This window comes from Brachybacterium sp. YJGR34 (assembly GCF_003347015.1).
Classification (GTDB): Bacteria; Actinomycetota; Actinomycetes; order Actinomycetales; family Dermabacteraceae; genus Brachybacterium.
The window spans coordinates 50,535-69,274 of the sequence record NZ_PNFB01000018.1 but is presented as its reverse complement, the minus strand read 5'-3'; the positions used below and the strand labels follow the sequence as shown (position 1 = coordinate 69,274).

Sequence of the window (18,740 nt, the reverse complement as noted above, 5' to 3'; positions counted from 1 at the left end):
CCTCCTCGCGGTCGACGCCGTCCTCCGCCGACCCGGCGCCCTCGGCCCGCTCGGCGCCGTCCGCCTCCTCGTCGGCGCGGACCGGTCGGTCGGCGGGCTCCGAATCCGCCGCGTCCCCGTCGACGCCGCCCCGCGGTCGTTCGGCCTCGGTCGGCCGTCCCCGCACCCCGGCCGCACCGTCCGACGGCGCCGAGCAGATCCGTGAGGGGCGCCCCCGCCGGATCGCCCGGCGGATCCGCGAGATGGTGGCCGGTCGGCCCTGGCGGCGGCGCCGTCGTGCGATCCTCGCGGGCCTGGCCGCGACGCTGCTCCTGCTCGTCGGCGTCCTCGCCGCCGGGGTCCTCCTGCCGCAGCTGCAGGTCTCGCGGATCGCCGTCGAGGGCACAGACTACGTCGCCGAGGAGGACGTCCGCGCGGCGGTCGCGGAGCACACGGGGGACAGCGTGCTGCTGCTGCCGGTGGGGACCATCGGCGAGGAGGCCTCCGCGGTGCCCGGTGTGGAGTCCGTGCAGGTCGAGCGCAGCTGGCCGGACGGGATGACCGTGAGAGTCACCGAGGCGGAGCCGGTGGGGATGCTGACCCGGCTCGACGGCACCCGCGCCGTGGTCGACGCCGCGGGTCGGGAGCTCCCCGCTGCGGCGGGGGAGGGCGAGACGCTGGTGCCCCTGGTCGTCGAGGGCGGATCCGCGGACCCCGTGGGGGCCTCCGCCGCGATGAGCGAGGTCCTCGCCGAGCTGCCCGATCCGCTGCGCGGTGCGGTCCAGGAGGTCACCGCCTCGAGCACGAGCGACGTGACCCTCGAGCTCGCCCTCGAGGACGGGACCTCCAAGACGGTGGTGTGGGGCGATGCGGCGGACGCCGAGCTGAAGGGCGAGGTGACCCTGGCGCTGCTGGGCCAGCCCGGCGCGGTCATCGACGTCTCCTCGCCGGTCGCCCCCGTCACCCGCTGAGGCGGTCGCTCCCGCGCCGTGGAGCGGTCACCGAGGTGATACGGCCCCCCTTCGCGTCCGACACGCGCCCTCGGTGTTTGCGCCCAGGTGCCCACGTCCTTAGCGTCGAGGGAAAGGAGAGGCGCCCCGAAGTCCCAACCTCAAGTAGAGGTCGAGAGTTCGGAAGGTCGCGACCAGGTGCGACGCAGGCCCCTCTCCCCGGATGAACGACAAGAGCAAGGACCCAAACGTGGCCGGAACCCAGATCTCCCTCGCAGTCATCAAGGTCGTCGGTGTCGGCGGCGGAGGTGTCAATGCTGTCAACCGCATGATCGAGTCCGGCCTGAAGGGCGTCGAGTTCATCGCGATCAACACCGACGCCCAGGCCCTGCTGATGTCCGATGCGGACGTCAAGCTCGATGTCGGCAAGGAGATCACCCGTGGTCTCGGCGCCGGCGCCGATCCCGAGGTCGGCAAGAAGGCCGCCGAGGACCACGCCGAGGAGATCGAGGAGGTCCTGCGCGGGGCCGACATGGTCTTCGTCACCGCCGGCGAGGGCGGCGGCACGGGCACCGGCGGTGCCCCCGTGGTCGCGAAGATCGCGCGCAGCCTCGGTGCGCTCACCATCGGTGTGGTCACCCGCCCCTTCACCTTCGAGGGACGCCGTCGCGCCACCCAGGCCGAGTCCGGCATCGCCGCGCTGCAGGCCGAGGTCGACACCCTTATCGTGATCCCGAACGACCGCCTGCTCTCCATCGCGGACAAGCAGGTCTCGATGCTCGACGCCTTCAAGTCCGCGGACCAGGTGCTGCTCTCCGGCGTCCAGGGGATCACGGACCTGATCACCACACCGGGACTGATCAACCTCGACTTCGCGGACGTCAAATCCGTCATGCAGGGCGCGGGCAGCGCCCTCATGGGCATCGGCTCGGCCCGGGGGGACGACCGCGCCCTGCAGGCCGCCGAGCTCGCCGTCTCCAGCCCGCTGCTGGAGGCCTCCATCGACGGCGCCTACGGCGTCCTGCTGTCCATCCAGGGCGGCAGCGACCTGGGTCTGTACGAGGTCTCCGAGGCGGCGCGCCTGGTCCAGGAGGCTGCGCACCCGGACGCGAACATCATCTTCGGCTCCGTGATCGACGACGCCCTGGGCGACGAGGTCCGCGTGACGGTCATCGCGGCCGGCTTCGAGGGCGGCGGTCCCGCCCCGCGGCAGGACGCCTCGCTGCAGCAGCGCCCCGCGGCCCGCACCGAGCAGGCCGCGCGCCCCGCGGTCCAGGCCCGGCCCGCGGTCCAGGCCCGCCCCGCCCCGGAGCAGCCTCCGGTCCAGCAGCGTCCGGCCACCCAGGCCGCGACCGGTGCGCCCGGCGCCTGGGGTCTTCCCCAGCAGTCCTTCTCCCCGTCGCGCCCCAGCACCGCGGAGCCGGAGACCGAGGCCCTCGACGCGGCGGAGACCGAGGAGGGGCAGGACGTCCAGCAGGCGCAGGTCCCGCCGCAGCCCGCTCCCCGGGCGCCCGAGCGCGAGCCCGCACGGCCCCCGCACATCGAGGAGTCCTCCTCGGACGACGACGATCTCGATCTCCCGTCGTTCCTGAAGTGACCGACGCGTCCCCGCTCCGGGCACGGGCTCCGCGGCTGCGCGGGGCCCGCGCCCTGTTCACGGGGCGCGATGGCGGTGTGAGCACCGGCGAGCACGCCACGCTGAATCTCGCGCGCCACGTCGGCGACCGGGAACAGGCGGTCGAGCACAACCGGTCGCTGGTCGCCGCGGAGATCGGCGCCCCGCTGGTCTTCGTCGACCAGGTCCACTCCACGCGGGTGCACGTGCTGCCTGCGACCGGCGCGCCGCCGGTGGTCATGGCCGATGCGATCGTCACCGATCGGCGCGACGTCGCCCTGGGGATCATGGTCGCCGACTGCCTGCCGGTCCTGCTCTCGGACCCCCGCGCGGGGGTCGTCGCGGTCGCCCACGCCGGGCGCCGCGGGCTGCTCGACGGGGTGCTGCAGTCCACGATCGCTGCGATGGAGGAGCTCGGGGCCCGCTCCGAGGACCTGGCCGCGAGCATCGGCCCGTCGATCTGCGGAGCCTGCTACGAGGTGCCGGAGACGATGCGCGAGGAGGCCGCGCAGCAGCTCCCCGCTGTGCGGGCTACCACCTCCTGGGGAACGCCGGCCCTGGATCTGCGCGCCGGTGCCCTCGCGGTGCTGGAGCACGCGGGGATCCCCGCGGCCTCCCTCGACGCCGACCATCCCTGCACCCTCGAGGACGAGCGCTTCTTCTCCTATCGGCGCAGCGCCGTCACGGGGCGCTTCGCCGGGGTGCTGCGTCGCCGCTGAACAGGCGGGGAGCGGTGCCTTCTCCGGCGATCCGACACGCCGACGACACGCCGACCGCCTCCCGATGTCCTCCTGAGGCCTGCGGTACTTTCGGGGCAGGGCTCCCGCGCACTCCCCGTGCTTCCCCGGGGCCCAGGTCAGCGTGAGCAACAGACTGGGAGATCTGCGATGGGAACCTGGCGCAACGCCATGGTCGCACTCGGCCTCGCCAACGAGGTCGACGACGAATACTACGAGGACGAGCGCGCGCGCCACGACGAGGTCGTCGCACCGGCTCGCCGCACCGAGCGGGGCTCCGAGCCCGCACCCGAACGGGAGGCCCAGGTGACCCCGATCCGACAGCGTTCGAGCGTGGTGGCCATGGCCCCGGCAGTGGAGGAGTCGATGCACCGCATCACCACGATCCATCCGCGGTCCTACAACGACGCCAAGGCGATCGGCGAGTCGTTCCGCGACGGGGTCCCCGTCATCATGAACCTCTCCGACATGCAGGACGGCGATGCCAAGCGCATGGTCGACTTCTCGGCCGGGCTGGTCTTCGGGCTGCGCGGCACCATCGAGCGCGTCACCTCCAAGGTGTTCCTGCTCTCCCCGGAGTTCGTCCAGGTCGACGGGGACGCCTCGGGCGACGAGGGCAGCTTCTACAACCAGAGCTGAGTGGCCGAGTGTCCTTGATCGCCGGAGTCCTGTACCTCGCAGTCCTTCTGTACCTGCTGGTCCTCGTGGCCCGTCTGGTGCTCGAATGGATCCAGTCCTACGCCCGGGAGTACCGCCCCAGCGGTCTCGTCCTGGTGCTCTTCGAGGTGGTCTACACGCTGACCGACCCTCCGGTGAAGGGACTGCGGCGACTCATCCCCCCGGTGCGCCTCGGGGCCGTCTCGCTCGACCTCAGCCTCATGATCCTGCTCGTCCTGGGATGGATGCTGCTGAGGATCCTCGGCGGCCTCTCGATGTGAGGTCGCCGCGGTTCAGGAGCGCCCCCGGCATCCGCTAGGCTGTCGTCACCGCGCCCGTCGGCGCATTCTCGACTCTAGAACGATGAAAAGGTGACCCATGGCTCTGATGCCCGAAGACCTGATGAATCAGCGGTTCACCCCGGTCCGGTTCTCCGAGGGTTACGACATGGACGAGGTGGACAACTTCCTCGACAATGACGTCGAACCGCGCCTGAAGGAGCTCATCTCCGAGAACGAGCGGCTGAAGAAGGAGCTCGAGGAGGCGCACAACCGCATCGCCGAGCTCGAGACGGCCGGCCCGACCGTCGCCGCCACGGAGACCTCCGCCGAGGAGCAGAGCGACGCGGTCATCGATACCACGCCGGTGAGCGCCGAGGACGACGTCGCGGCCACCGGCTCGCAGCCCGTCGTCGAGGACGTGGCCGAGGCCCCGTCCGCGGAGCCCACGACCGCGGACTCCGCGACCACCGACTCCGCGCCCGGAGCCGAGACCCCGGACCAGTCCGCCGCCGGCATCATCGCCCTCGCGAACCGTCTGCACGACGAGTACGTCAAGAACGGCGAGGACGAGCGCGACCGCCTCATCACCGAGGCCAACGACGAGCACCAGCGCATCGTGGGCGAGGCCGAGGAGAAGGCGCGCACCACCCTCGCGAACCTCGAGGAGCAGAAGGCGGACCTCGACAAGACCATCGAGGGCCTGCGGAACTTCGAGCGCGACTACCGCAACCGTCTGCGCAACTACCTCGAGAACCAGCTCCGCGACCTCGACACCAGCGAGACGCAGGACAAGCAGGCGAACGTCGGTCTGTGAACGACACCTCCACCCCGTCGACGAGCGCCGGCCCCGAGCGGTCCGGCGCTCGCCGCCGTCTGAGCCGGGGCACCGTCCTCGGCGGCACCGCACTGCTGGCCGCGGTCCTGGTCGTCATCGACCAGGTCAGCAAGAACTGGGCGGTCGCCAACCTCGAGGAGCTGGTCCCGCAGCCCTTCCTCGGTGAGGTGCTCCAGCTGACCCTGCTGTACAACACGGGCGCCGCCTGGGGGATGGGGGCGGAGATCACGCCCGTGGTCACCTGCCTCCAGATCGCGATCGTGATCGGCGTGATCGTCTTCGCGGTGACGGCGATCCGGTCCCCCTGGTACACGGTGGCGGCGGGGCTGATCCTCGGCGGAGCGCTGGGCAACATCCACGACCGGCTGCTGCGCGCCCCCGGCCCGTTCCACGGCGCCGTCGTGGACTTCCTCGAGCTGCCGCGCTGGCCCGTCTTCAACGTGGCGGACATGGCGGTCGTCGGCGGCGCGATCCTCATCGTCGTGCTGGGCCTGCTCGGTGTGGCCGCCGACCCGGCGCTCGACGACGCCGAGTCGGCCGAGGCGGCCGAGGACGAGGACGTGCGATGAGCGCCTCCCGCACCCTGATGGTGCCGGACGGGCTCGCCGGGGAGCGGGTCGACGTCGGCCTCTCCCGCATGCTGGGCCTGTCCCGCACCCGCGCCGCGGACCTGGTCCAGGCCGGCCACGTGCTGGTCGACGGCCGGACGCCGGCGCGCTCGACCCGGCTGGAGCCCGGGGCGATGCTCCTCGTCGAGCTCCCCGACGAGAAGCCCGCCGCCGCGGTCCGGCCCCAGATCGCCGAGGGCATGAGCCTGGTCCACCAGGACGACGACATCGTGGTGATCGACAAGCCGGTGGGTGTGGCCGCCCATCCCAGCCCCGGCTGGTCCGGTCCCACGGTGCTGGGCCATCTCGCGGCCGCCGGCGTGGGCATCCGCACCTCCGGGGACCCGGACCGGCAGGGCATCGTGAGCCGGCTGGACGTCGGCACCAGCGGGCTGATGGTCGTCGCCCGCACCGAGCGCGCCTACACCACCCTGAAGGATGCCTTCCGCGCCCGCGAGGTGGGCAAGGTGTACCACGCCGTGTGCCAGGGGACCCCGGACCAGAGCGAGGGCACCGTCGAGGCGCCCATCGGCCGTTCGCCGGCGCACGACTACAAGTTCGCGGTGCGCCGGGACGGCAAGCACTCGGTGACCCACTACTCCACGCTCGAGGCGCTGCACGGCGCGACCCTGCTGCGCGTCCGGCTCGAGACGGGCCGCACCCATCAGATCCGGGTGCACATGGCCGCCCTGCACCATCCGCTGGTGGGCGACCCCCTGTACGGCGCGGACCCCACCCTCGCCGAGCGTGTGGGGCTGATCCGGCAGTGGCTGCACGCGATGGAGCTCAGCATCGTCCATCCCGCCACGGGGGAGCCGGTCACCTTCACCTCGCAGTACCCCGCGGACCTGCAGCGCGCCCTGGACGCCCTGCGCGGCGCCTGACGCCCCGGAGCGCTCCCGCGGGAACGCTCCGCGGGGTCCGCGATACCGTCGGACCATGAACGACGCGCACACGCCCGGAACGCTGACCCCCTCGCGCGAGGCGGCGCTGGCCCGTCCCGACTTCCCCGTCGCCCGGGTGGCGCGGAGGCTGGGCCTCGATCGCGCCGAGGCCGAGCTCGTGCTGCGCGACGGGGCCCGGGCCCGGGCCGCGATCGCCGTCGCGGTGCAGGAGTTCCTCGACGCCGACGACGCCCTCCGCGCCGGCCGCACCCCGACCGCGCCCGTCGCCCAGGACCCCGACTTCCCGACCGGGGTGGGCATGGGCCTGGTGGGTGCGGCGGTGCTGTGGGAGGCCCATGACCTGGTGCCGCGCCTCGCGCTGCGGGTGGCGACGGACCACTACGAGGACGGACGGGACGAGCTCGCCGCGAGCTACCTCGCCCTGGTCCAGGAGTCCGTCGAGCCCGGCGAGGACCCTGATGCCGACGCCCTCGCCTGGGCCGCCCAGTCGCTGCTGGTCGCGGTGCTGCAGCGCTCCGGCGACCCCGCGCAGGCCGAGGCGATCGCTCGCGACCTGGCCGCCCACGACATCCCGCTGGACCTCTGGCGCGAGGACGACCCCTCGCTCCCGGACGACTCCCTGGCCTGGCACGGCGGTGCCTTCGTGGGCGGGATCCCGCCCCGTCGCGACGAGCGCTCCCTGAGCTACGAGGACGTGCACGACTATCTGGACTCGCTGCTCGCGGACATGCGCCGCGAGGAGCAGGCCGAGGGCGGCGCGCTCTAGGCCGACGGGGCGTCGCCCCGGGGAGCGGGCGGGTGAGTATTCCCGACCCGCCGGACGCGCCGAGGTGACCTCGCCGACCCCTTCACGGCGCCTCTCCCGACGCCGCCGAGGGCTACCCTGGAGGGCATGTCCGACGACTTCGTGCACCTCCATGTCCACACCGACTACTCCCTGCTGGACGGGGCCGCGAAGATCGACAAACTGGTCGCCGAGACCGTGAACCAGGGCCAGAGCGCGGTGGCGATCACGGACCACGGCTACCTGTTCGGCGCCTACGAGTTCTACAAGGCGGCGACGGACGCGGGCGTCAAGCCGATCGTCGGCGTCGAGGCCTACGTGACCCCGGGGACCAGCCGCCACGACCGCACCCGCGTGCAGTGGGGCACCAAGGAGCAGCAGGCCGCCGGGGACGACGTCTCGGCCCGCGGCGCCTACACCCACATGACCCTGCTGTCGAAGTCCACGCCGGGCATGCACAACCTCTTCCGCCTCGCCTCCGCCGCCTCGCTGGACGGTCAGATGGGCAAGTGGCCGCGGATGGACCGCGAGATCCTCGCGAAGTACTCGGACGGGCTCATCGCCACCAGCGGATGCCCCTCCGGCGAGGTCCAGACCCGGCTGCGCCTGGGGCAGTTCGACGAGGCCGTCAAGGCCGCCGGCGACTTCCAGGACATGTTCGGGAAGGAGAACTACTTCATCGAGCTCATGGACCACGGGCTCGACATCGAGAAGCGGGTGACGAAGGACCTGCTCGAGGTCGCGAAGGCCGTCGGCGCGCCGCTGGTGGCCACCAACGACCTCCACTACGTCACCGAGCAGGACGCGACGATCCAGGACGTCCTGCTGTGCATCAACTCCGGCTCCCGGCTGAACGACCCCGATCGGTTCAAGTTCGGCGGCTCCGGATACTTCCTGAAGTCCGCGCGGCAGATGCGCGAGCTGTTCCGCGAGTTCCCCGAGGCCTGCGACAACACCCTGCGCATCGCCGAGATGTGCGAGGTGGAGTTCCGCACCACCGACGAGGGCGCGAACTACATGCCCCACTTCCCCACCCCTCCCGGTGAGGACGAGGAGTCCTGGTTCGTCAAGGAGGTCCAGCGCGGGCTCGAGTACCGCTATCCCGCCGGGATCCCCGACGACGTCCAGAAGCGCGCCGACTACGAGGTGGGCGTCATCCTGCAGATGGGCTTCCCGGGCTACTTCCTGGTGGTCTCCGACTACATCAAGTGGGCCAAGGAGCAGGACATCCGGGTGGGTCCCGGCCGTGGCTCCGGCGCCGGCTCGATGGTCGCCTACGCCATGCGCATCACCGATCTGGACCCGCTCGAGCACGGCCTGCTGTTCGAGCGGTTCCTGAACCCCGACCGCGTCTCCATGCCGGACTTCGACGTCGACTTCGACGATCGCCGCCGCGGCGAGGTCATCGAGTACGTCGAGCGGAAGTACGGCGACGACCGCATCTCCCAGGTCATCACCTACGGCGTCATGAAGACGAAGAACTCCCTCAAGGACGCCGCGCGGGTGCTCGACTACCCCTTCGCGATGGGCGACAAGCTCACCAAGGCGCTGCCGCCGGCCGTGATGGGCAAGGACATCCCCCTCAAGGGGATCTTCGACCCCGAGCACAAGCGCTACGCGGAGGCGGGGGAGTTCCGCCGGATCCACGACGAGGACCCGGACGTGAAGAAGGTCGTCGAGATCGCCACCGGCGTGGAGGGCCTGACCCGCGGCTGGGGCGTCCACGCCTGCGCGGTCATCATGTCCAGCGAACCGCTGACGGACATCATCCCGATGATGCGCCGCCCCTCCGACGGGCAGATCATCACCCAGTTCGAGTACCCCACCTGCGAGACGCTGGGCCTGCTGAAGATGGACTTCCTGGGGCTGCGCAACCTCACGGTGCTCTCCGACGCGGTCCAGAACATGGAGCGCAACGGGAAGACCCCTCCGGACCTGGAGACCCTGCCCTTCGACGACCCGGCGACCTACACCCTGCTCCAGAAGGGCGACACCCTCGGCGTCTTCCAGCTCGACGGCTCCGGCATGCGCACCCTGCTGCGCCAGATGAAGCCGGACCAGTTCGGGGACATCACCGCGGTCTCGGCGCTGTACCGCCCGGGACCGATGGGCATGAACTCCCACACCAACTATGCGCTGCGCAAGAACGGCCTGCAGGAGATCACCCCGATCCACCCCGAGCTCGAGGAGCCGCTCGCGGAGATCCTCGGCGAGACCTACGGCGTGCTGGTCTACCAGGAGCAGGTCATGCAGACGGCGCAGAAGGTCGCCGGCTACTCCCTGGGCCAGGCGGACATCCTCCGCCGCGCCATGGGCAAGAAGAAGAAGGCGGAGCTGGACAAGCAGTACGTCTCCTTCGAGGCGGGCATGACCCAGAACGGCTATTCCGCGGCCGCGGTCCAGGCGCTGTGGGAGACGCTGCTGCCCTTCGCGGACTACGCCTTCAACAAGTCGCACTCGGCCGCCTACGGCGTGGTCTCCTACTGGACCGCGTACCTCAAGGCGAACCACCCCACCGAGTACATGGCCGCGCTGCTGACCTCCACCCAGGAGAACCGCGACCGCCTGGGCCTGTACCTCGGCGACTGCCGGCACCGCGGCATCACGGTGCTGCCCCCGGACGTCAACGAGTCGGACCTGTACTTCTCCGCCGTCGGCGAGGACATCCGCTTCGGCCTCTCGGCGATCCGCAACGTCGGCGCCCAGGTGGTCGAGGAGATCATCCGGACCCGGGAGGAGAAGGGCGCCTTCACCTCCTTCACGGACTTCCTGGACAAGGTCCCGCTGACCGTGTGCAACAAGCGCACCATCGAGTCCCTCATCAAGGGCGGCGCCTTCGACTCCCTCGGCCACAACCGCCGCTCCCTGGTCCTGATCCACGAGGACGCCGTCGACTCCGTGGTCGACGTCAAGCGCAAGGAGGCCCAGGGCCAGTACGACCTCTTCGCCGATGTCTTCGGCGGCGGGGGCGACGGGCAGGAGGAGATGGCCAGCGGGTCCGCCGCGACCATCGTGATCCCGGACCTGCCCGAGTGGGACCGCAAGGAGAAGCTGGCCTTCGAGCGCAACATGCTCGGTCTGTACGTCTCCGATCACCCCCTGTACGGGCTCGAGCACGTCATCGCGCAGAACTCCTCGACCTCGATCAGCGCGCTCGCGGACGACGGCGCGGTCGAGGACGGCGCCATGGTGACGATCGCGGGGCTGATCACCACCCTGCAGCGCAAGACCACCAAGAAGGGGGACATGTGGGCGATCGCCACCGTCGAGGACCTCGAGGGCTCGATCGACTGCCTGCTGTTCCCCTCGACCTACCAGACCGTCGCGACCGAGCTCGCCGAGGACCTCATCGTCTCGATGAAGGGGCGCGTGGACACCTCCAAGGGCATGCCCGAGCTGCGGGTCATGGAGATGACGATCCCGGAGACCGGGGGAGGGGCCGACGGCCCCGTGGTCATCGCGCTGCCGGCGATGCGGGCCAGCGAGGGCGTGGTCCAGCAGCTGCGCGGCGTGCTCGAGGACAATCCGGGCTCGAGCGAGGTCCGTCTGCGCCTGCAGGAGCCCGGCCGCACCACCCTGATGCAGCTGGACAAGCGCCTCTCGGTCACCCCCTCGGCCGCGCTGTACGCCTCGCTGAAGACGCTGCTGGGGCCGAGCTGCCTGCAGTGACGGCGCCCGTGCCGCGACGGTCCCGCGCATGAGCATCCCGCAGCTCGAGGCGCTCGTGGCCGTGGCCGACGAGGGGTCCTTCACCGAGGCCGCCGGAGCGCTGGGGGTCGCCCAGCCCTCCCTGTCCCGGCGCATCCGCGGGCTCGAGCAGGTCCTGGGAGCCGCCCTCTTCGTGCCCGTCGGCCGGCGCATGGAGCTCAGCGATGCGGGTCGCGGCGCGCTCGTCGCCGCCCGCCGGATCCTCCGCGAGCGCGAGGAGCTGATCGCGTCGATGGCCGCCGAGCGGGCGCTCGCCGGCGGCACCCTGCGGATCGTCGGGCTGCCCTCGCTGCTGGCCACCCGGGCGCCGCAGCACATCGGCGCCTTCCACCGCGCGCATCCGGGCGTGCGGATCGACGTGCTCGCCGTCGACGACTCCGCCCAGCTGATCGACGCCCTCCGCGCGGGACGTGCGGACCTGGGGTTCGGGATCGACGACGGCGTGCCCGGCGACCTGCTGGTGGCGCCCGTGGCGGTGCAGACCTTCGTGGCCGTCCTGCCCGAGGAGCCGGCTGACGAGCGTCAGATCCTCACCCGGGAGGAGCTGCGGGAGCGTTCCCTGGTGACGCTCCCGCGCGGCACCTCGATCCGTGCGGTGGCCGAGGCGGCCTACAGCGCCTACGACCTCCGCCCGCCGCGCACGGTGACCACCTCGGTGCGCGACGCCCTGGTGCCGCTCGCGCTGGCCTGCGACGGCGCCACCATCGTCCCCGACGACCTCGCGCTCGCCGCCCGCGGCGCAGGGGCACGGGTCGCCTCGCTGCCGATGGGGATGCAGCGATCGATCGGCGTCCTCCACCGACGCGACGGGGCGGGTCCCCCGGCGGTGGAGACCTTCCTGACCCTGCTGCGGCAGGGGAGGAGCTCCCCGCTCGACGTATAGCCTCAGTGCATCGATCCTGGCGGGAGGGCTATTGGACGGACCTGGGGCCCCATGTTTGGCTCGTCCTCGGCCAGACCACCGTGAGGCGAGGAGACGGAACGATGCACCCTGGGACGAACGGTCCGAGCCACCACGCCGGCGGCGTCCGGTATCGGCACGCGCCCTCCCTCGTCCGCCGGCGGCGCGTCCTGCTGGTCGGAGGGCTCGCCGTGCTCCTGTGCCTCGCCGTGCTCCTGGTTCTCGCCGTCTCCGGCCTGCGCGACAATCTCTCGGTGGAACCCCTGCGGGCCGGCACCGTGGATCGCGGGCAGGAGACCGCCGCGGCCACGGGAGCGCTGAACGTCCTGGTGATCGGCTCCGACACCCGGGACCTGGGTGGACGGGACACCGGGGATCGCGGCCGCAGCGATGCGCTGATCCTCGTCCACCTCGCCGAGGACGACTCCCGGGTCGACGCCGTGCAGATCCCCCGGGACACGCTCATGGACCTGCCGGCGTGCCGTGACACCGGCTACGGGGCGAGCTCGGGCGGCCGCGGCATGATCAACGCGGCGCTCGCGCACGGCCCCGCCTGCTCCGTCGTCGCGGTCGAGGAGCTCAGCGGGGTGCGCATCGACCACTTCGTGGAGATGGACTTCGACGGCTTCGCCGAGATCGTCGATGCCCTGGACGGACTGCCGGTGGATCTGCCGGAGCCGATGACGGACCCCCGGGCCGATCTCGATCTGCCGGCCGGAGCGCAGACCGTCGACGGCCGCGACGCCCTGGCGCTCTTCCGCACCCGTCACGCCGTGGGCGACGGCAGCGACATCGCCCGCCTGGAGCACCAGCAGATGCTCCTGGACGCCCTGGCCGCCCGGGTGGAGGAGCGGCACCTGCTCACCCGCCCGGACATGCTGTACTCCCTCCTCGAGGCGGTGACGAGCGCCGTCACCGTGGACGAGCACCTGGGCTCGATGCGGGAGATGGCGGCGCTCGGCGCACGCCTGGGCGCCGTGGATCCCGCGGAGATCACCGTGACCACCATGCCCTGGGGAGCGGCGCCCAGCGACCCGAACCGGGTGGTGCCCGCCGAGGACGCCCAGGCGGTCTTCGACGCCCTGGCCGAGGACCGTCCCCTGCCCGCCGCCGCGTGATCATGGCGCTGGTGCAGGGGCCGACGGGGCGCGCTGGACTAGCGTGACCCCATGAGCCCCTTCGCCGAGGACCTGCTGCCCGACGACCTGCTGGACACCTTCCGCGAGCGCGCGGAGGTCCACGACCGCGAGAACACCTTCCCGGGAGAGGACCTGGAGGATCTGCGCGAGCGCGGATACCTGCGCCTGCTGGTGCCCGCGGAGCTCGGAGGGACGGGCGCGAGCCTGCTGGAAGCCGGCCGCGTGCAGCGCCGTCTGGCCCGGGCCGCGCCCGCGACCGCCCTGGCGATGGGCATGCACCTGGTCGTCACCGGTGCGGCGCTGCACGCCCACCGTCGCGGCCAGGACTCGGCGCGCAGCGTGCTCGAGGACGCCGCGGCGGGGCACCTGCATGCCTTCGGCATCTCCGAGGCCGGCAACGACGCGATGCTCTTCGACTCCTCGACCACCGCCGAGGCCGCGCCCGACGGCGGCTACCGTCTCACCGGCACCAAGATCTTCACCTCCCTGGCCCCGGCCTGGGATCGCCTGGTGGTCCACGGACGCGTCGCCGAGCCCACCCAGGTCGATCCGAGCCTCGTGATCGGGGTGCTCGAGCGCGGCGACGGCATCGAGGTGCTCGACGACTGGGACACGCACGGCATGCGCGCCTCGCAGTCCCGGACCACCCGCCTGCACGGCGCGAGGATCCCGTCCGAGCGGGTGCTGACCCGCACGCCCGTCGGCCCCAACGCGGACCCCTTCGTGATGGGCGTGTTCGGAGCCTTCGAGCTGCTCATCGCCTCGGCCTACACGGGCATCGCGGAGCGCGCGGTCACCGTCGGGGCCCGGATCGCGACCACTCGGCGCAGCCTCACCACGGGGATCATGCACGCGGACGATCCGGACACCCGATGGCGCCTGGCGGACGCGGCGATCGGGGTGGACGGCGCGATCCTGCAGACCGAGAAGCTCCTGGCGGACCTCGACGCCCTGGGGCTCGGGGAGGGCGGCGTCGGGATCACCGACCACGGCGCACGCTGGTTCCTGCACCTGTCGGGGGTCAAGTCGCGCTCCACCGAGACCGCGATCCGGGCGGTCGACCAGGTGCTGCGCGCCAGCGGCGGCGCCCAGTACTTCCGCCGCAGCGAGCTGGAGAGGCTCTCCCGCGACGTGCGCGCCGGCATGTACCACCCCTCCGACGAGGAGTCCGTGCACGCCTCCTACGCGAAGGCGCTGCTGGGCGAGATCGGGGCCGATCGGCCGGTCCTCCCGCGCTGAGGGCGCTCGCGTCAGCCGAAGAGCGTCCTCGCCTCGCGCCAGCGGGGCTCCGGCACGCGCTTGACGCTGTCGATCGCCTCGCTGAGCGGGACGTCGACGATCTCGGTGCCGCGCAGCGCGACCATGCGACCGAACCCGCCGGAGTGCACGAGATCGACGGCGCTGGTGCCCAGGCGTGTCGAGAGCACCCGGTCGTAGCCCGTCGGCTCCCCGCCGCGCTGGATGTGCCCCAGGACGGTGGCCCGCGACTCGATGCCCAGACGCTCCTCGATGAGCGGGGCGAGCACCTCGGCGATGCCGCCGAAGCGGGGTCGGCCGAACTCGTCGAGGTCGTAGTCCATGAAGCCCTCGGGAGCATCGCGGGGCACGTACCCCTCGGCGACCACGACCAGCGGCGCGCGGCCGCGGTCGTAGGCGGACTGCACGTGGCCGCAGAGCTCGTCCAGCGACAGCGGGAACTCGGGCAGGCAGATCACGTGGGCACCGGCCGCCATCCCCGAGTGCAGCGCGATCCATCCCACCGAGCGGCCCATCACCTCGGCGACCATGCACCGGTGGTGGGAGTCGCCCGTCATGCGCAGTCGGTCCAGCGCCTCGGTCGCGATCTCGACGGCGGTGTTGAACCCGAAGGTGTAGTCGGTGGCGTCGAGGTCGTTGTCGACCGTCTTCGGGACGCCCACCACGGGGATCCCCGCCTCCGAGAGCCGGTGGGCCGTGGACAGCGTGCCGTCGCCGCCGATCGCGAGCAGCGCGTCCACGTCCTGCTCGTCCATGTGGCGGCGCACGATCTCGGCGCCGTCCTCGCCGTCGGCGAAGGGGTTGGAGCGTGAGGTGCCCAGGATGGTGCCGCCGATCCGCCCGATGCCCCGCACGCGGCGCCGGGGGAGCGTCATCCAGTCGTCCTCGATGACGCCGCGCCAGCCGTCCCGGTACCCGATGAACTCGTCCTCGAACAGCTTGTCTCCGGTGATCACCGCGGCGCGGATCACGGCGTTCAGTCCGGGACAGTCTCCGCCCGAGGTGAGGATTCCGATCTTCATGCGGGGATGCCCTTCTCTCGCTCGACGTGCACGGGGCCGCGGTCGACGCCCCCACCCTATAAGCCGGCTCGGCGGCGGACGGCGTCCGGGCGCGGGCCCGGACGCAGGAGCGCCCCGGCGGCTCCCTGCGGAGCCACCGGGGCGATCAGCGGCGGTCCGGGAGGGTCCCGCGGCGCCGCGCGGAGCTCAGGCGCTCCCGGTCTCCACCGCGTCGTCGGCGTCACCGGGGGCGTCGAGGGCGGTCGGCGAGGGAGAGGGCTCCGTGGTGCCCGCCTGCTCGTCCTGCTCGCGCACCACGCGGCCGCCCTCCGCGGCGCGCCGCAGGGTGTCCTGGAAGTCCACGCCGGTGGTGGAGCGGACCATGTCCAGCACCTGGGCGAGACCCACGGAGATGTTCTGGCCGATCTTCGACTCGCCGTCGGTGGAGTACACCGAGAGGTTCGAGATGTTCGAGTACGGGGCGGCCAGCTCGTTCGCGACCTGCGGCAGCACCTCGAGCACCTGGGCGAGCACCGCGGCGTCGTTGAACTGCTTGTAGGCCTCGGCGCGGGCCCGCGTGGTCTCCGCCTCCGCATCGCCGCGGGCGCGGATGGAGGCGCCCTCGGCCTCGCCCTGGGCGCGCAGCGAATCGGCCTGGGCCTCGCCCTCGAGACGGACCGCCTCGGCATCCTTGGAGCGGCGCTGGAGCTCGACCTCGGCCTCGGCGCGGCCGCGGGCCTCGATGGAGTGGGCCTCGGCATCCGCGGAGACCTTGCGGGCGTCGGCGCGGTTGCGCTCGTCCTGCAGCTGGGCCTCCGATTCGGCGATGTGCGCGTACTTCTTGGAGTCCGCATCCTGCTGCTCGGCGTAGCGCTTCGCCTCGGCCGGCTTGTGGACCTCGGCGATCAGCTGCTTCTCCCGCAGATCGTTGTTGCGGACCGCGATGAGCTCCTCCTGCTCGATGATCTTCTGCTGCTGCGCCGCTCGGGCCAGCGGGCCGGCGGCGTCGGCCGCGGCCTGGCGGGCGTCGGTCTGCTCCTTGATCTCCGCATTGCGGATGTCGAAGGCCTGCTTCGACTCCGCCTCCTGCTGGAGGTTGAGGTTCTTGGCCTGGGTGGACTCCCGGTTCGCGTCCGACTCCGCGATGGCGGCGCGCTTGGCCACCAGCGCCGCCTCGGGGCGGCCCCAGTCCCGCAGGTAGGACCCGTCGTCCTCGACTGCGGAGATCTGGAAGGTGTCGATGACCAGGCCCTGGTTGTTCATCGAGTGCTCGGCCTCGGCCTGCACCTGGTTGGCGAAGGAGGCCCGGTCGCGGATGATCTGCTCGACCGTCAGGGTGCCGACCACGGCGCGCAGCGTGCCCGAGAGGATCTCCTGGGTGTACTGATCGATCTGCTGCTGCTGGTCGAGGAACCGCTGGGAGGCCTTGCGCACGTCCTCGATGTTCCCGCCCACCTTCACCTGCGCCACGCCGCGCAGCCGCAGGAAGATGCCGTTCATCGAGTAGCCCTCCACCTCGACCGGGATCTGGCGCGAGCTCAGCGAGAGCACGAAGGCGCGGTCGAGGATCGGGCGCACGATCGCGCGCCCGCCGATGACGACCCGGGCGCTGCCGGACTCCAGGTCGATGTCCCCGGTGGGGCTCGATCTGGCGTTGCGGCCGGTGATGATCAGCGCCTCGTTGGGCGCCGCGATGCGATAGCTGCGCATCAGGATGAGCATCCCGATGAGCACGATGATCGCCACCGCGACGATCACGCCGATGATGGTCAGGAGCAGTTCCATGGTTCCCCCTCGATGAGCGCTGGCACGCGCCGCCCATTCTTCCACCGGGGCCGCTCGACCGCCCTGCGGATCGCGGAGGTGAGACCACAGCCCGTCAGTCTCGCACTGTGGAACGAGGGTCCGTATGATGGACCACTGTCCCTAGGGTCCCTCCCCGTGACCACTACCCAGCATCCCCCAGGCTCCGCGCCCGCCGCCGCCCCCGCCAACACCCGCGGTCGGGTCATCACCGCCTCGATGGTCGGGACGACCATCGAGTTCTTCGACTTCTACGCCTATGCGACCGCGGCCTCACTCGTCTTCCCGGCCCTGTTCTTCCCCACCCAGACGCCGACGAACCAGCTGCTGAGCTCCTTCGCGGTCTTCGGCGTGGCCTTCGTGGCACGCCCGCTGGGCTCTCTGATCTTCGGCCACTTCGGAGACCGGGTGGGGCGCAAGGCCACGCTGGTGGCGAGCCTGCTGGTGATGGGCATCGCGACCTTCCTCATCGGGGTCCTCCCCACCGCCTCGACGCCCGGCTTCGCGGTCCTCGCCCCGAGCATCCTGGTGCTCCTGCGCTTCTGCCAGGGCGTGGGCCTGGGCGGGGAGTGGTCCGGGGCGGCCCTGCTCGCGACGGAGAACGCCCCGCCGGGCAAGCGGGCGCTGTACGGCACCTTCCCGCAGCTCGGCGCCCCGCTGGGCTTCATCCTGTCCAACGTGCTCTTCGTGGTGCTCAGCCTGCAGCTGACCGATGAGCAGTTCCTGGCCTGGGGCTGGCGCGTCCCCTTCCTGCTCTCCGCCGTCATGGTGGTCCTGGGCCTGTGGGTGCGTCTGCGGCTCATGGAGAGCCCCGCCTTCCAGCGGGTCCTCGACGAGGAGCGCGTCGCGGCCGTCCCGATCAAGCGCGTCGCCGCCACCGCGTGGAAGCCGCTGATCCTCGCCACCCTCGCGATGGTGGCGACCTACGTGCTCTTCTACCTGATGACCGCGTTCCTCATGGTCGTGGGCACCACGGCGGCCGACGAGGAGTCGGCGCGGTCCGCCGCCGAGGCCGCCGGCCAGGCCTTCGACCCCGCCGCCTTCGTCCCGGGCCTCGGCTACGCGCGCCCGCAGTTCCTCACCATGCTGATCATCGGCGTCGTGTTCTTCGGCATCTTCACGCTGGTCTCCGGTCCGCTCGCCGATCGCCTGGGGCGTCGGCGCCTGCTGCTCGCGGTGACCGCCGGCATCGCCGTCTTCGGTCTGCTGATCGAGCCGCTGATGCACGCCGGCACCGTCGGTGTGATGGCCGCCCTGATCCTCGGCTTCACCCTGATGGGGCTGACCTTCGGGCCGATGGCCGCGTTCCTGCCGGAGATGTTCCACGCGGACGTCCGCTACACGGGCAGCGCGGTCAGCTACAACCTGGCCTCGGTGATCGGCGCCGCCCCCGCTCCCTACGCGATGATCGCGCTGTGGCAGCTGGACGGCGGGTCGCTGTGGCTGGTCGGCGGCTACCTCGTGCTCGCCGCCGTCGTCACCGTCATCGCCCTGCTGATCGCCCCGGAGACCCGCGAGGTCGACTACCTCGCCTGATCGACGCGCCAGGGCCGCGGCGCGGGGCGGCCGCCCCGCGCCGC

General features: G+C 71.8%; 16 protein-coding genes. 14 read left to right on the top strand and 2 right to left on the bottom strand.

What is annotated here, in order from left to right; translation table 11 throughout:
• Positions 1-242: 242 nt before the first annotated feature.
• The 13 genes from CXH06_RS14205 (at position 243) to CXH06_RS14145 (ending at position 14,338) form a co-directional block, all read left to right on the top strand.
• A complete protein-coding gene (locus tag CXH06_RS14205) occupies positions 243-950 on the top strand; it encodes a cell division protein FtsQ/DivIB (protein ID WP_232820369.1) in 708 nt (235 codons plus the stop codon).
• Positions 951-1,179: 229 nt separating this feature from the next.
• The gene (gene ftsZ, locus CXH06_RS14200) at positions 1,180-2,526 is read left to right on the top strand and encodes a cell division protein FtsZ (protein WP_114855854.1); all 1,347 of its coding nucleotides are present in this window, start codon (positions 1,180-1,182) and stop codon (positions 2,524-2,526) included.
• On the top strand, positions 2,523-3,263 hold the full coding sequence (gene pgeF, locus CXH06_RS14195) for a peptidoglycan editing factor PgeF (protein WP_114855853.1): 741 nt from the start codon (positions 2,523-2,525) through the stop codon (positions 3,261-3,263). Before ftsZ ends, pgeF begins: the two co-directional genes overlap by 4 nt.
• Before the next feature lie 168 nt (positions 3,264-3,431).
• Positions 3,432-3,920, top strand: a complete 489-nt coding sequence (locus CXH06_RS14190) for a cell division protein SepF (RefSeq protein ID WP_114855852.1) — start codon at positions 3,432-3,434, stop codon at positions 3,918-3,920.
• Between the two features lie 8 nt (positions 3,921-3,928).
• On the top strand, positions 3,929-4,219 hold the full coding sequence (locus tag CXH06_RS14185) for a YggT family protein (RefSeq protein ID WP_114855851.1): 291 nt from the start codon (positions 3,929-3,931) through the stop codon (positions 4,217-4,219).
• A gap of 97 nt (positions 4,220-4,316) precedes the next feature.
• A complete protein-coding gene (locus CXH06_RS14180; RefSeq protein WP_114855850.1) occupies positions 4,317-5,033 on the top strand; it encodes a DivIVA domain-containing protein in 717 nt (238 codons plus the stop codon).
• Entirely contained in the window at positions 5,030-5,623 is a 594-nt protein-coding gene (gene lspA, locus CXH06_RS14175) for a signal peptidase II (protein ID WP_157975754.1), read from the top strand. The genes CXH06_RS14180 and lspA overlap by 4 nt, the downstream gene beginning before the upstream one ends.
• Entirely contained in the window at positions 5,620-6,546 is a 927-nt protein-coding gene (locus CXH06_RS14170) for an RluA family pseudouridine synthase (RefSeq protein ID WP_114855849.1), read from the top strand. The genes lspA and CXH06_RS14170 overlap by 4 nt, the downstream gene beginning before the upstream one ends.
• Positions 6,547-6,601: 55 nt before the next feature.
• On the top strand, positions 6,602-7,333 hold the full coding sequence (locus CXH06_RS14165) for a hypothetical protein (protein WP_114855848.1): 732 nt from the start codon (positions 6,602-6,604) through the stop codon (positions 7,331-7,333).
• A gap of 126 nt (positions 7,334-7,459) precedes the next feature.
• The gene (dnaE, locus tag CXH06_RS14160) at positions 7,460-11,020 is read left to right on the top strand and encodes a DNA polymerase III subunit alpha (protein ID WP_114855847.1); all 3,561 of its coding nucleotides are present in this window, start codon (positions 7,460-7,462) and stop codon (positions 11,018-11,020) included.
• 28 nt (positions 11,021-11,048) lie between these two features.
• The gene (locus CXH06_RS14155) at positions 11,049-11,942 is read left to right on the top strand and encodes a LysR family transcriptional regulator (RefSeq protein ID WP_114855846.1); all 894 of its coding nucleotides are present in this window, start codon (positions 11,049-11,051) and stop codon (positions 11,940-11,942) included.
• Positions 11,943-12,043: 101 nt separating this feature from the next.
• Positions 12,044-13,078, top strand: coding sequence for an LCP family protein (locus CXH06_RS14150; RefSeq protein WP_114855845.1), 1,035 nt, complete (start codon positions 12,044-12,046; stop codon positions 13,076-13,078).
• A gap of 51 nt (positions 13,079-13,129) precedes the next feature.
• Positions 13,130-14,338, top strand: coding sequence for an acyl-CoA dehydrogenase family protein (locus tag CXH06_RS14145; RefSeq protein WP_114855844.1), 1,209 nt, complete (start codon positions 13,130-13,132; stop codon positions 14,336-14,338).
• Between the two features lie 11 nt (positions 14,339-14,349).
• Here CXH06_RS14145 and CXH06_RS14140 read toward each other — a convergent pair whose 3' ends face one another.
• On the bottom strand, positions 14,350-15,378 hold the full coding sequence (locus CXH06_RS14140; RefSeq protein ID WP_114855843.1) for an ATP-dependent 6-phosphofructokinase: 1,029 nt from the start codon (positions 15,376-15,378) through the stop codon (positions 14,350-14,352).
• A 186-nt stretch (positions 15,379-15,564) separates the two neighbouring features.
• Complete coding sequence (locus CXH06_RS14135) at positions 15,565-17,142, bottom strand: flotillin family protein (RefSeq protein ID WP_114855842.1); 1,578 nt, start codon at positions 17,140-17,142, stop codon at positions 15,565-15,567.
• Between the two features lie 156 nt (positions 17,143-17,298).
• On the opposite strand from CXH06_RS14135, the gene CXH06_RS14130 reads away from it, so the two are divergent.
• Entirely contained in the window at positions 17,299-18,696 is a 1,398-nt protein-coding gene (locus tag CXH06_RS14130; RefSeq protein WP_232820368.1) for an MFS transporter, read from the top strand.
• Positions 18,697-18,740 lie beyond the last annotated feature (44 nt).